The organism is Terrabacter sp. LjRoot27 (genome assembly GCF_964254175.1).
GTDB lineage: Bacteria > Actinomycetota > Actinomycetes > Actinomycetales > Dermatophilaceae > Terrabacter.
Map to the genome: position 1 here is coordinate 4,358,854 of NZ_CAXUSS020000001.1, position 12,025 is coordinate 4,370,878.

The 12,025-nt window shown below is 73.4% G+C and carries 13 protein-coding genes; 9 read left to right on the plus strand and 4 right to left on the minus strand.

Annotated features, from left to right (window positions below; all coding sequences use genetic code 11):
- Positions 1-27: 27 nt before the first annotated feature.
- The 4 genes from ACSQ2D_RS20110 to ACSQ2D_RS20125 all read left to right on the plus strand — a co-directional run bounded on the left by ACSQ2D_RS20110 (position 28) and on the right by ACSQ2D_RS20125 (position 2,916).
- Positions 28-1,026, plus strand: coding sequence for a peptidoglycan-binding protein (locus tag ACSQ2D_RS20110; protein ID WP_435987684.1), 999 nt, complete (start codon positions 28-30; stop codon positions 1,024-1,026).
- 80 nt (positions 1,027-1,106) lie between these two features.
- Positions 1,107-1,427 (plus strand): DUF2853 family protein, encoded by a 321-nt coding sequence (locus ACSQ2D_RS20115; RefSeq protein ID WP_435987685.1) that lies wholly within the window; start codon positions 1,107-1,109, stop codon positions 1,425-1,427.
- Between the two features lie 158 nt (positions 1,428-1,585).
- Positions 1,586-2,590, plus strand: a complete 1,005-nt coding sequence (locus ACSQ2D_RS20120) for a hypothetical protein (protein ID WP_435987686.1) — start codon at positions 1,586-1,588, stop codon at positions 2,588-2,590.
- A gap of 83 nt (positions 2,591-2,673) precedes the next feature.
- Positions 2,674-2,916, plus strand: coding sequence for a hypothetical protein (locus ACSQ2D_RS20125; RefSeq protein WP_435987687.1), 243 nt, complete (start codon positions 2,674-2,676; stop codon positions 2,914-2,916).
- Here ACSQ2D_RS20125 and ACSQ2D_RS20130 read toward each other — a convergent pair.
- The gene (locus ACSQ2D_RS20130; protein WP_435987688.1) at positions 2,913-3,857 is read right to left on the minus strand and encodes a hypothetical protein; all 945 of its coding nucleotides are present in this window, start codon (positions 3,855-3,857) and stop codon (positions 2,913-2,915) included. The two genes, ACSQ2D_RS20125 and ACSQ2D_RS20130, sit on opposite strands and share 4 nt — an antisense overlap.
- Positions 3,858-4,019: 162 nt before the next feature.
- Between ACSQ2D_RS20130 and ACSQ2D_RS20135 the strand changes: the two genes are divergently transcribed.
- Both ACSQ2D_RS20135 and ACSQ2D_RS20140 read left to right on the plus strand, forming a co-directional pair.
- Complete coding sequence (locus ACSQ2D_RS20135) at positions 4,020-4,688, plus strand: cobalamin B12-binding domain-containing protein (protein WP_435987689.1); 669 nt, start codon at positions 4,020-4,022, stop codon at positions 4,686-4,688.
- A gap of 102 nt (positions 4,689-4,790) precedes the next feature.
- Positions 4,791-4,967: a hypothetical protein gene (locus ACSQ2D_RS20140; protein ID WP_435987690.1), complete on the plus strand. Its 177-nt coding sequence runs from the start codon at positions 4,791-4,793 to the stop codon at positions 4,965-4,967.
- On the opposite strand, the gene ACSQ2D_RS20145 is transcribed toward ACSQ2D_RS20140, so the two are convergent.
- Complete coding sequence (locus tag ACSQ2D_RS20145) at positions 4,951-5,880, minus strand: LysR family transcriptional regulator (protein ID WP_435987691.1); 930 nt, start codon at positions 5,878-5,880, stop codon at positions 4,951-4,953. The genes ACSQ2D_RS20140 and ACSQ2D_RS20145 overlap by 17 nt on opposite strands.
- A 71-nt stretch (positions 5,881-5,951) precedes the next feature.
- Here ACSQ2D_RS20145 and ACSQ2D_RS20150 point away from each other — a divergent pair, with 71 nt between their 5' ends.
- Together ACSQ2D_RS20150 and ACSQ2D_RS20155 are read left to right on the plus strand one after the other, a co-directional pair.
- Entirely contained in the window at positions 5,952-7,241 is a 1,290-nt protein-coding gene (locus ACSQ2D_RS20150; RefSeq protein ID WP_435987692.1) for an MFS transporter, read from the plus strand.
- Positions 7,210-9,411 (plus strand): acyltransferase family protein, encoded by a 2,202-nt coding sequence (locus ACSQ2D_RS20155; protein ID WP_435987693.1) that lies wholly within the window; start codon positions 7,210-7,212, stop codon positions 9,409-9,411. The genes ACSQ2D_RS20150 and ACSQ2D_RS20155 overlap by 32 nt, the downstream gene beginning before the upstream one ends.
- Here the strand turns inward: ACSQ2D_RS20155 and ACSQ2D_RS20160 are convergent.
- Complete coding sequence (locus ACSQ2D_RS20160; protein WP_435987694.1) at positions 9,401-10,093, minus strand: SDR family NAD(P)-dependent oxidoreductase; 693 nt, start codon at positions 10,091-10,093, stop codon at positions 9,401-9,403. The two genes, ACSQ2D_RS20155 and ACSQ2D_RS20160, sit on opposite strands and share 11 nt — an antisense overlap.
- 160 nt (positions 10,094-10,253) lie before the next feature.
- On the opposite strand from ACSQ2D_RS20160, the gene ACSQ2D_RS20165 reads away from it, so the two are divergent.
- A complete protein-coding gene (locus ACSQ2D_RS20165; protein WP_435987695.1) occupies positions 10,254-10,514 on the plus strand; it encodes a MerR family DNA-binding transcriptional regulator in 261 nt (86 codons plus the stop codon).
- Positions 10,515-10,618: 104 nt separating this feature from the next.
- Here ACSQ2D_RS20165 and ACSQ2D_RS20170 read toward each other — a convergent pair whose 3' ends face one another.
- Positions 10,619-11,941 carry an LVIVD repeat-containing protein gene (locus ACSQ2D_RS20170; RefSeq protein WP_435987696.1) on the minus strand — a complete coding sequence of 441 codons (1,323 nt, stop codon included), beginning with the start codon at positions 11,939-11,941 and terminating at the stop codon, positions 10,619-10,621.
- Positions 11,942-12,025 lie beyond the last annotated feature (84 nt).

Genomic DNA, 12,025 nt, shown 5'->3' on the forward strand with positions numbered 1-12,025 from the left:
ACCACCGACACACGCTCAGGGGTCGTCATGTGTGAGCTCCACGAAACCGCCAGTCCCGCCGTCGGCCGCCGCACCCTGATCCGCGGCGCCGGGGGCCTCCTCATCGGCGGCGGACTCGTCGCCGCCACGGCCACCGCTGCGCAGGCCGCGACGTCGCAGAACGGCTGGCCCGCCGGCTCGTCGTCGACCGTGCCGCTCGGCACCCTGTCGGTCGGCGCCGCGACCTTCCCCGCCGGAGTGCGTCGCGGCGACGTGCACATCGTCCTCGGCTACGTCGCCCGCCGTTTCGACAACGAGGTCGAGGCGCTCGTCAAGGGCTGGTGCTGGGGCCACAGCTACCGCCCCATCTCGGGCAGCACCACCCTGTCGAACCACTCGAGCGGCACGGCCATCGACCTCAACGCCCCGCGCCACCCGCTCGGCAAGTCAGGCACCTTCACGGCGACGCAGCGCTCGCACATCCGCTCGATCCTGGGCTCCTGCAACGGAGTCGTGCGCTGGGGCGGCGACTACTCGGGCCGCAAGGACGAGATGCACTTCGAGATCAACGTGCGCCCCGGCGACGCCCGCCTCGCAGCCCTCGCCAAGCGCATCGGCGGGGGCGGCACCACCCCGGCGCCAGCCCCGATCGCCTGGACCACGGTCAAGCGCGGCGCGAGCGGCTTCCGCGTCACGGCGATCCAGCACCTGCTGCGCCAGCGCGGGCTCAGCCTCACCGTCGACGGCTCGTTCGGCCCGACGACCCAGAGCCGCGTCATCTCCTTCCAGCGCTCCAAGGGCCTCGCCGCCGACGGCGTCGTCGGCCCCAAGACGTGGTCGGCGCTCGTCGTCACGGTCAAGCGCGGCTCGAACGGTCAGGCCGTCGTCGCGGCGCAGAAGCTGCTGACCCACCGCGGCTACAGCCTCACCGCCGACGGGGTCTTCGGCGCCATGACGGCCACGAAGACGCAGGCGTTCCAACAGTCCCGGGGCCTGACGGCCGACGGGGTCGTGGGAGCCCGCACCTGGGCCAGGCTCACGGCCTGAGCGCCGGGCCCTTCTCACGGCGCCTTCTGGGGTTTAGCGTCGCTCGTGTTCCAGCCATTCAACGAAGAGGGGCACGGCACATGGCAGAAGACTGGGCAGCAGACGTCAGGAAGTACTCCCCCGACGCCGACGACGCCGCGATCAAGGGCATCGTCCGGCACTGCGGCATCGCGCTGCAGAAGCGTGACTCGGCACTCGTGTCGTTCAGCGACAAGACCGAGACCGACCGCGTGCGTGACGGGTTCATGAAGAAGAAGCTAGGCCTCACCGACTCCGACGCCGACCTCGACGCCTCGCTGGCAGAGGTCGGGCAGACGCTCAAGGGTGACCGCACGAAGAACCGCGTCACCGTCTACTACCTGCTCGCCGAGAAGCACGGGAAGCTCGACCTCTTCCGCTGACCTCGTCCGCTGACCTCGTCCGCTGACCTCGGACGCACGTATGCCGCCCGGCCGGCCGGGCGGCATACGTGTGCTTCCAGGGGAGCCTGCTGCCCACGACCCTCGACAACGCTCGACCGGCCCTTCCGGACACCGCGGTCGTGTGCGCAGGATGGGGAATGGACACTCACACGCCCAGCCCCCGTCCCCTGCCCCACCCGACGCGCCGAGCCGTGCTGACGACAGCAGCCGCCGGCGCCTTCGTCGCCCTCGCTGCACCAGCGGCGTCCGCCGCCCCGGCCCGGCGCTCGCCGGCGCCCGAGACGGTGGCCCTGCCCGACGGCATACGCCCCGAGGGCATCACGTCCGGATCCGGCACGACCTACTACGTCGGGTCGCTGGCCGACGGGCGCATCGTCACCGGCGACCTGCTCACCGGCACCGTCGCCACCCTGCTCGCCGGCGCACCCGGACGCGCGCTCCGCGGTCTCTTCCACGACGACCACTGCGGTGTCGTGTGGGCCGTCGGCGGTGTCACGACCGCCGGCGTCACGGAGGGACACGTGTGGTGCGTCGACGCCACGACCGGTGCCGTCATGCACGACGTCGTCGTGCCGGGCGCCGTCTTCCTCAACGACGTCGTCGTCACCGAGTCGGCCGTCTGGGTCACCGACTCGCGCGTCGACCGGCTGACCGTCGTCGGGCACGACCACGCGACGATGTCGGTGAGCGGTCCGACCTTCGTGCCACTCACCGGCGCGTGGCCCGCCGGTGACGGGGTCGCCAACAACGCCAACGGGATCCGACTGCTACCCGATGGCGACATCGTCCTCAACAACAGCCGCGTCGGCGGCCTGTGGCAGGTGGCGCCGACCACCGGGACGACTCGGGCGATCCCGGTCAGCGGCGGCCCCGGGATCATCGGCGGCGACGGGCTCGAGACCGACGGGTCGGTGCTCTACAACGTCCGCGGCAGCGGCCAGTACGAGGTGTCCGTGCTGCGGCTCGCCCCCACGGCCACCGGATGGTCGGCGAAGTGGGCGGGTGCCCGCACCGACGAGACGCTCGACATCCCGTCGACGGCCACGCTCGCCGGTGGGTGGCTGTGGGCCGTCAACGCGCGCTTCGGCGTCGCGTCACCCGGCACCGCGAGCTACTGGATCACGCGCCTCCCGGCCGTCTGAGAGGACGTGTGCCGCCGGGTCCCCGGCGCACGGGGGTGCACAGGGCCATGGACCCGGCGGCGGCACGGGCGCACACTGGACGGATGGACACGCGCCGCAGCAGGTTGACCCGTCGCAGCGCCCTGACCGCCGTCGCGGGCTCGGCACTCGTCGCCCTCACGGCCCTGGCCGGATCGACGGCCGTCGCCGCACCACGGGCGGCGACGCCCGCCTCCCCCGTCGTCACCACGTCGCTCGCCGACGTGCGCCTGCCGTCCGCGTCGACCCCGCACCACGTGCCGACCCGGGCCGGGTCGTGCTCGGTCTCGATGATGGACGACCTCTAGGGCCACCCGTCGAGCCACGTCGAGCGCGCGCTGACGTAGGGAGCGATCAGCTCGACGAGTCCCGGATCCGCTTCTCCCGCCAGGACGTGGGAGGCGATCCGCCTGGCCGCGCCGGCGAGGAAGTCGGCCAGCTGCACGCGCGGGTCGTCCTGTGAGTCGACGAAGCTGATGCCCTCGAGCACGTCCGACGACCCGTCCGCGCGCGCCCCGACCGCCGTGCGGATCGCCGCGTCCGTGAGCGTCGCCTGCACGTCGTGGACCACCCAGAGCGGACGACCGGCCGCTCCCCAGTGGCGCAGCACCTCGGCGAGCGCCGGGACGATCGGGTCGAGCGCCCCCCGACCGCGGGCCACGAGCGCCAGCAGCCCCTCGGGATCGTCAGGGATGCCGGCGGGCAGTGACGGCGCGAGGTCGACGAGATCGGAGAGGCCGCCGCGGAGGACGGCCGCACTCGCCGCCGCCTCGTCGAGCGAGCGGGCGCGGACGACGTCGTTGAAGGCGGCGAGCAGGGACTCCCAGCCGACCCGGCCCATCCGTCGCGTCGCCACCCGGTGCAGCACCTCGGCCCGGCGGCCCCGATCCGTGGCCGCAGCGGGCTCGCCGTCGAGCAGGACGACCATGCGTCCCGTCAGGTGCAGCGCCTTGTCGGTGAGGTGGACGTGGGCGTGACCGAGCAACGGCCCGTCGTCGCCGAGCAGCCACTCGAGCAGGCGACGGTTCTGCGGCCGCAGCACGACGCTCGCCTTCACCTCCGTGGCCGGCGAGCGCGCCTCGACACGCACCCGCTCGATCGTGGCCAGCGCGACCTCGGTCGCCACGTCGACGCTCGCGTGCGCGAACGTGTCGGTGCTGCCGCGGACGAGCTTCTCGCCCTCCGACCCGGACTCGTCGCACGCCACCTCGAGGAGGGCGGTGGGGCGCGGCGGCGCGGCGGGCGGCATACCCCCATCCTGTGCGTGCGCGCCGGGCGCGCCAAGCGACTTTGCCCCGCAACAGCACGATTCGGTCACGGCCGGTGAGGACGAGGGCCCCACTGGGTACGTCGCGTCAGTTCGGACCCGGGTCACGTCACGGGTCGAGGTCCCGCCTGCGAGGAGCACGCCATGACGACGCCGCGCCGCACCACGCCCCGAGAGTGGATGGACCACCTCGAGCAGACGCTCGAGGCGTTCGACGAGACCGGCGGCCACCGCGTCCTCACCCAGGTCTTCGACGAGCTCGGCGTCGAGGACGCCCTCTCGTACGTCGTGCTCCCCTACCTCCAGGAGGTCGGCGAACGCTGGTCGGCCGGGTCGATCGGCGTCGCGCAGGAGCACTTCGCGAGCAACGTCCTGCGCTCGCGGCTCTCGGTGCTCATGGGCGCCGACGAACGCCCCGAGGGTCCGCTCGCCGTCCTCGCCTGCATGCCGGGCGAGCAGCACGAGTTCGGCCTCATGGCGACCTCGATCGTGCTGTCGCGCCTGGGGTGGCGCACCTGCTACCTCGGCGCCGACACGCCCACCGCCGAGCTCGCCCTGACCTGCCGAACCCTCCAGCCCGAGGCCGTCGTCGTCGCAGCACGACGGGCCACCGCCTTTGCCGCCCACGCGCCGGCCCTGCGCCGCGTCGCACGGACCACGCCGGTCCACCTCGCGGCGTCCGGCGCGAACGACGACGTCGTGCAGCTGTGCCACGCGACCCTGCTCGAGGGCGACCCCGTCCAGGGCGCGCACACCCTCCACGGGACCCTCGGCGAGTCCGCCTCGGGCCTCGACGAGTCCACGGCCGTCTGACGACGCACGCCGCTGCGCACCGTGCGCGTGACCTCCACGGCGATAGGCTCGTTTGCCGTGCCCCGGCACCGTGACCCGCAGGACCCGACCGATGGAGCTCCCATGAACGCAGGACCGAACGGCCCGCAGCACCTCGTCGAGCAGGTCGGGTCGGAGCCCACGGGGGGTCCGGGCCGCAGAGGGCGCGACCAGCGCATGGGGCTCGTTCTCGCCGGCATCGCCGCCGCGGCCCTCCTCGTCGCGGGACTCATCGCGCTCGTGCTCACGATGGCCGACTGAGCGCGGCAAGCGCCACCGAGCGCCCCGACCGGCCCACGAACTCCTCGAACGCCGCGACCGTCGGGTCGTGCGCGGGGTTGCGCACGATCGCGCCGATGGTCCGCCGCGCCTGCGGGTGGTCGAGCCGGACGGGCACGACGTCTCCCTCCGGCGCGAAGTCCGGCAGGATCGCGACGCCGAGGCCGGCACCGACGAGTCCCCTTGCGGTGTGGACGTCCTCGGCCTCGAAGGCCACGCGCAGCGGCACGCCGGCATCGGCATAGATCTCCTCGACGCGGCCACGGAGGCCGAAGCCGGTCTTGAGGACGATGAGCTCGTCGCCTCCGTCGGCGGCGAGGCGCTCGACCGAGACCGAGCCCGCCCCGGCGGCCGGGTGCGACCGGTGCACGGCGACGACGAGGGGCTCGTCGTAGAGGACCGTCGTCGACGCGCCGGGCAGCGCCGGCGGCGAGGCGACGAGCGCGACCGAGCAGCGACCGGCCTCGAAGTCGTCGAGCGCCTTCTGCCGCGACCCCTGCGCGAGCTCGAACCGCACCCCCGGGAAGCGGTCGCGGAAGCGGCGGATGAGGGCGGGCACGACCGCCTCGCCGAGGAGCGTCTGGAACGACAGGCCGACGGTGCCGTGCCCGACGACGCTCGATTGCGTGACGACGTCGACACCGCGCTCGAGCGCGCCGACCCCCTCCTGCGCGAAGGGCAGCAGGGCCCGACCGGCCGCGGTCAGCGCGATGCCCCGCCCGGCCCGCTCGACGACCGGGGTGCCGAGGAGGTCCCCGAGACGCGCCAGCGCCCGGCTCACCGTCGGCTGCGGCATGCCGAGGACGGCGGCCGCGGTCGTCACCTGGCCGACCTCGGCGACGACGACGAAGACGGGCAGGAGCCGGACGACCGCTCGGAACTCGGCGGGTCTCATGCTTCGATCGTATGAGTCACCCCGCTGGTATGCATTGGTGCACCTTCCGCTCGAGGCCTAGCGTCGAGCGCATGACTTGGGCCGGACACCTCCCCGCGAGTCGCGAGTACCGCCGCATCCTCGTCGGGCTCGGCGCTGCCGGCATCGCGACGTTCGCGCAGCTCTACTCGCCGCAGGGGCTGCTGCCCACCCTTGCCCGGGGCCTCGAGGTCAGCCCCGCCGACGCCGCCCTGTCCGTCTCGCTCGCGACCCTCGGCGTCGCCGTCGCGGTGCTGCCGTGGTCGTGGATCGCCGACCGCGTCGGTCGGCTGCGCGCCATGCAGGTGGCCATCGTCGCCTCGACCGTGCTCGGGGTGGCCGTCGCGCTCGCGCCCGGGATCGAGGCCTTGCTCGCCCTGCGCCTCGTCGAGGGGATGGCCCTCGGCGGGCTCCCCGCGCTCGCCGTCACCTACCTCCACGACGAGGTGCACGCCCGCCACACGGCAGCCGCGGCCGCGGCCTACATCTCCGGCACGACCATCGGCGGAGCGGCCGGACGACTCATCGCCGGACCCCTCGCCGGCGTCGTCGGCTGGCGCCCGGCCCTGCTCACGGTCGCCGCCGTGTGCGCCGTCGCGTCCGTCGTCTTCCTGCGCCTCATGCCGCGGGCGCGCGGCTACCGCCCGACGACCGCCGCCACCGCGCGGACCGTCGCCGACGGCATACGCACGAGCCTGCGGGACCCGGCTCTGCTCGCGCTCTACGCCCAGGGCGCGCTCCTCATGGGCGGCTTCGTCGCGGTCTACAACTACCTCGCCTTCCGGCTCGAGGGCCCGGAGTTCGCGCTGCCCGCGACGGTCGGGTCGCTGATCTTCGCCGCGTATGCCGCCGGGACCGTCAGCTCGCGCCTCACGGGCCGCTGGGTGCCGCGTCTCGGGCGGCGCCGCGTGCTCGTCGGCGGGACCGTGGCCATGGTGTGCGGCGCATTGCTGACGCTGTCGGGCGCGCTGCCCGTCGTCGTCCTCGGGCTGCTCGTGCTCACGGCCGGCTTCTTCGCCGCCCACGCGACGGCGTCCGCCTGGGTGGGGGCCCGCGCGACGACCGGACGGGCCCAGGCGACTGCGCTCTACAACGTCGCCTACTACAGCGGCTCGGCCCTCGTCGGCTGGCTGCTCGGCTACGCCTGGTCGGGCCCCGGGTGGGTCGCCGTCGTCGGAGCCGTCGCCGTGCTCGCCGGGGTCGCGTCGGCGCTCGCCCTCACCGCCCTGCCCGGCCGGTCTCCGGCACCCGAGGCGAACGGGACCGGCGTTATGCCCTCACCGGACGCTCGCGCGGTGCATGCTGGCCCGCATGAGCGAGGGTCCGGTGGGGGGACCGCGTAGGGCGGACATCCAGGGCCTCCGGGCCGTGGCCGTGACCGCCGTCATCGCCTTCCACCTCTTCGGCTGGCCGAGCGGCGGCTACCTCGGGGTCGACGCCTTCTTCGTCGTGTCCGGCTTCGTCATCACCGGGGTCCTCGTGCGCGAGAGGGAGCGCACGGGACGGATCTCCTTGCGCGCCTTCTGGATCCGCCGGGCTCGACGCATCCTGCCGCTCGCGCTGCTCGTCATCGCCGCCGTCGTCGCCATCGCGCCGTGGGCGTGGGCAGGCGCCAAGGTCGCGTCGATTGACACGGACGCACTCTGGGCGATGCTCTTCGCCGCGAACTGGCACTACGCCGCCCGCGCCGACACCTACTTCGACGCCGGGTCCGCGCCGTCGCCGCTCCTGCACTACTGGTCGCTCGGGGTCGAGGAGCAGTTCTACGTCGCCTGGCCGCTGCTCGTCGTGCTGGCCGTCGCCGTCGCCGGCGGCGTGCGCCGGCACCGGGTGGCGATCGGCGTCCTCGCCGCGGCCGTCGGCGTCGCGTCCCTCGTGTGGGCCGCCGTCCAGACCTCCTCCGACCCGACGACCGCCTACTACTCGACGCTGACCCGCGCGTGGGAGCTCGCTCTGGGCGCCGCCCTCGCCACCGTGCCCCGGAATGCCGTCAGCCTGGCTCCCGCGGCCCGCACCGCGCTGTCGTGGGCGGGGCTCACGACGGTCGTCACGGCATACGTCCTCGTCACGCCGGACACGGGCGTCCCCTGGCCGGCAGCGCTCGGGGTCGCCGTCGGGACGGCGCTCGTGCTCGTCGCGGGGATCGGTGTGCCGGCACCGGGCGCGGTGCTGCTGACGAACCCGGTGAGCGGCTACCTCGGCGACATCTCCTACGGGCTCTACCTCTGGCACTTCCCGCTCGTCGTGCTCGCCCCGGTCGTCCTCGCGACCACCGGGGCGGCGAGCGCGGCCGTCGTCCTCGCCGGGACCCTCGTGCTGGCCGTCATCTCCCACCACCTCGTCGAGCGGCCGGTCCTCGACGCGCCACGGGTCCGACGCCGCAGCATGCTGGCCGCCGCGATGGCGCTCGTGCTGCTCGTCGTCGGGGTCGGCGGGGCGGCGTCGGCCCGGCCCGACCTCTTCGCCGGTGGGAGCGTCGTCGCGGCCGACGACCCGGACGGCGCCGTCCCGCCGCCGGCCGGCGAGGTGCCCGAGACGACGACGAGCGAGGTGACGACTCCGGCGACGACCGGGCCACCGACGCCCGCCCCGACGGCGACCCGGACGGTGACCCAGCCACCGACCCCGACACCGACCCCGACGGCCACCGGCTGGACGCCGATCCCGCTGGGCACCACCGGGACCCGCATCCGGGACGGCCTCCGCGGCGCTCTCGCGTCGGGGTCGTGGCCCGCCGACCTCAACCCGTCACCCGACGAGTGGCAGACGACCGCCGACCAGCGCGACGCGATGAGCGCCTGCGCCGCGACCGACGCCGAGGACCCCGAGTCGTGCACCTTCGGCAAGCGCTCCGGCCCCGAGATCATCGTCTACGGCGACTCCATCGGCTTCCCGCTCCTCGCGACCGTCGAGAAGGCGTACGGCAAGAAGTACAAGGTGCGCGGCATGACGAAGATCGCGTGTGCCGTCAACGGCGTCGACGCGAACTACGGCAAGGACGAGTGGGCGGTCCCGTGCGTCGACCACCGGAAGATGGTGCTCGACTACGTGCGGCGGGTGAAGCCGAAGGTCCTCATCATGACCGAGACGTACTCGTGGGCCGTGCGGCTCAGGTCCCACGCCAAGGGAGCCGCGTCGGCGAAGGAGTGGCTCGCCGCCGACCAGGCCTTCGTCGACGCGGTGCGCGGGAGCGTCGGCACCGTCGTCATCGTCGCGCCGTCGATGCCCGGCGTCGCCTTCCTCGACTGCTACCGGCCGGGCGCATCGCCGGGACGGTGCGTCACCGGCATACCGACGTGGTGGGCGCGGACGCGTGACGTCGAGAAGAAGGTGCAGCACGCCGTCTTCGTCGACACGACCCACTGGTACTGCGTCGACGGACGCTGCCCCATCTTCACGACGACCACGGGCACGGTGCTCAAGGGCGACTACCTCCACACCTCGGTGCAGTACGCCCGGCAGCTCGCCCCCGACCTCGCCTACCTGCTCAGGGCCTCCGGCGTCAGCCTGTGAAGGCCGTCGACGGGAGGTCGCGCTCGTCGTCGGCGAGAGCGCGCACGACGCGCTCGGCGACGGCCGCAGGATCGAGGCCCTGCGGCAGGCGCGGCGCCTCGCCGGCGACCGGACGGGTCGCCAGTCCCGTCTCGGTGTGCGGAGGACGGACGTCGAGGACGCGGATGCGCCGTCGCCGCAGCTCGGTCGCGAGCGCCGCGTCGAACGCGGTGAGCCCCGCCTTGGCCGCACTGTAGGCGGCCATCCCGGGCATCGCCTTCTCGGCGACGACGGCGCTCACCTGGGCGAGGAAGCCGCCCTCGGGGATGACGCCCAGGGCCGCCCGCGCGAGGCGGATCGGCGCGACGAGGTCGAGGAGCAGCACCTCGTCGAGGGTGTCGTCGTCGAGGTCGTCGACGGCGCCGAACGCGACGACACCGGCCGCGTTGACGACACCCGTCAGGGCCGCGGCACCACTCGCGGCGCGCACGACCGACGCGGGTCCGTCGGGCATCGTCAGGTCGACGGCGACGGTCGTCACGACGGCGCCACCCAGCTCGTCGGCGAGCGCCTGCAGCCGGGACGCGTCCCGGCCGGAGAGGGTGACCCGGGCGCCGGACGACACGAGCCGCCTCGCGATCGCGCTGCCGAGGCCCCCCGTGGCGCCGAGGACGAGGACGTGCGCTGAGGCGAGGTCGGTCACCCCGCCATCATCACCCGGCGGGTGCCCCTCCGGAAGGTGCGCTCGATCCTCCCCGGTTCGACGATCGGCGACCCCGGAGACGGGTATGTTGAGGGCGACCGCGCCGGGGGGCGCGGCCTACGGGGGACCGTGGGACACCGGGGGACACGGGGGCAGCACCATGGCACAGACGCATTCGTCCGGCGACGGCGACAGGGACGACCGCCGCGACAGGGAGCTCATGGCTCCCCACGAGGTCGCCCGGCTCTTCCGGGTCTCCCCGGCCACCATCACCCGCTGGGCCCGCGTCGGTCTCCTGCCGTCGACCCGGACGCCCGGCGGCCACCGACGGTTCGAGCGAGCCAACGTGCTGGCACACCTGGAGCGGCTCGTCCGCGAGGGGGACGCCGACCGCACCCGCAGCGCGACCGGCGACGCCTGACCGCACGTGTCGACACGGCATACGCCCTTCCCTCGCGCGGAACGGGGCCCCCTCCGGTGGAGAGGACCCCGCTCACCTGCCACCCGACAGGAACGCCTCCACGCTCAGTCGAGCAGGTAGTCCTGGGTCTGCGGGTTGAGCCACGGCAGGTGCTTCGCGCCCGCCACGGCCTTGTTGCTGAACCGGAGCGTGTCGACGCCGCGGGAGATGTCGTTGGCGACGATCAGGCCGTTGTACCAGTAGGTCGACCACTGGTTGGAACGCATGTCGTAGTAGCCGATCTCCTTGGGGGACGAGGGGTTCGTCAGGTCGACCACAGAGGTCCCCGATCCGTACGCGGACGCGACGAGGACGTAGCGGTCGGCCAGGGGGACGTAGTTGAAGTTGTGGTACGTGTTCGGCTCGGCCCGCGGGATCCGCAGGTGGCTCAAGGCCTTCGACGGGTCGGCGGTCGAGTAGGTCCACAGGGCGCCGAAGGGCTCCTTCGCCGGCCCGAAGTACTCGTCGCCGAACGTGACGTAGCGACCGTCGGGCGTGAAGGCGGCCGAGTGCCAGATGTCCACGTCCGGTGTGTCGATGTCGGCCGTGACCACCGGGTGCAGCGGGTCGGAGATGTCCCACAGCTGACCCTGCGAGAGGCAGGCCGCTGCAGCGAGCTTCTTCGGCGACAGGACGGTGATGTCGTGGCAGGCGAAGAACGGCGTCACCCCCTGGGCGGCACCGAAGAGGTCGACACCCTTGATGGTCGGCTCGCTGACGACCCGGGCCCCTGCCCCGGCCGCTGCGTCGTCACCGTCCACCTCGATGACCGAGATGTGCTCGAACGGGGGCTGGCAGTCGGGACCGATGTTGCTCGCCGACAGCGGGTAGGACGCCACGTAGACGTACGCCGTGTCGCCCTCGCCGGGGACCAGGGTGTTGGTGTGCGACCCACAGTCCGTGCGCACACCCTTGATGAACGTCGGGGAGGCGGGGTCGCTGATGTCGAAGACGCGGATGCCCTCGAAGGCGCCGGGCGTGCTGGCCGTGACGTTCCTCGAGCCTTCGCAGCCCACGGTGCTCTGCGGGGTGTCTACGGACAGGAAGAGCAGGTCGCCGTGGACGGTGACGTCGCCCTGCGGTCCGTTGCAGTGGACGTCGGCGAGCTCGACCGGCGCACCGGGCTCGGCGAGGTCGATGACGCGGAAGCCGCCGTAGTGACCGGCGAACGCGAGGCTGCCCTTGAAGGCGAGGTCGGAGTTGACCCCACCCGTGTGGGCTGCCGTGCTCAGCAGGTGCATGTCCCTGCTGTAGCCGTCGGCCGCACTGGCTGGTGGAGGAGGTGGGATGCTGCCGTCGTCCCACGGTTCGTGGGCTGCTGCCGGCAGGGCCGTGGCGAGGGCGACGGTCGCAGCGGCGACCGCGACGAGCGTACGGATGTGTCGCATGGGTGAGCCTCCTGGAAGGACCGCTCTCCCCCCGAGTCGGGAGCGATCGGGACTGCCGGGAGCCGGTCGGCTCCGGCTCGGCCA

What these genes read in the sequence shown, in the direction of transcription:
- ACSQ2D_RS20110 (WP_435987684.1), top strand. Translation starts at nt 28, where the DNA reads ATGTGTGAGCTCCACGAAACCGCCAGTCCCGCCGTCGGCCGCCGCACC.
- ACSQ2D_RS20115 (WP_435987685.1), top strand. Translation starts at nt 1,107, where the DNA reads ATGGCAGAAGACTGGGCAGCAGACGTCAGGAAGTACTCCCCCGACGCC.
- ACSQ2D_RS20120 (WP_435987686.1), top strand. Translation starts at nt 1,586, where the DNA reads ATGGACACTCACACGCCCAGCCCCCGTCCCCTGCCCCACCCGACGCGC.
- ACSQ2D_RS20125 (WP_435987687.1), top strand. Translation starts at nt 2,674, where the DNA reads ATGGACACGCGCCGCAGCAGGTTGACCCGTCGCAGCGCCCTGACCGCC.
- ACSQ2D_RS20130 (WP_435987688.1), bottom strand. Translation starts at nt 3,857, where the DNA reads ATGCCGCCCGCCGCGCCGCCGCGCCCCACCGCCCTCCTCGAGGTGGCG.
- ACSQ2D_RS20135 (WP_435987689.1), top strand. Translation starts at nt 4,020, where the DNA reads ATGACGACGCCGCGCCGCACCACGCCCCGAGAGTGGATGGACCACCTC.
- ACSQ2D_RS20140 (WP_435987690.1), top strand. Translation starts at nt 4,791, where the DNA reads ATGAACGCAGGACCGAACGGCCCGCAGCACCTCGTCGAGCAGGTCGGG.
- ACSQ2D_RS20145 (WP_435987691.1), bottom strand. Translation starts at nt 5,880, where the DNA reads ATGAGACCCGCCGAGTTCCGAGCGGTCGTCCGGCTCCTGCCCGTCTTC.
- ACSQ2D_RS20150 (WP_435987692.1), top strand. Translation starts at nt 5,952, where the DNA reads ATGACTTGGGCCGGACACCTCCCCGCGAGTCGCGAGTACCGCCGCATC.
- ACSQ2D_RS20155 (WP_435987693.1), top strand. Translation starts at nt 7,210, where the DNA reads ATGAGCGAGGGTCCGGTGGGGGGACCGCGTAGGGCGGACATCCAGGGC.
- ACSQ2D_RS20165 (WP_435987695.1), top strand. Translation starts at nt 10,254, where the DNA reads ATGGCACAGACGCATTCGTCCGGCGACGGCGACAGGGACGACCGCCGC.
- ACSQ2D_RS20170 (WP_435987696.1), bottom strand. Translation starts at nt 11,941, where the DNA reads ATGCGACACATCCGTACGCTCGTCGCGGTCGCCGCTGCGACCGTCGCC.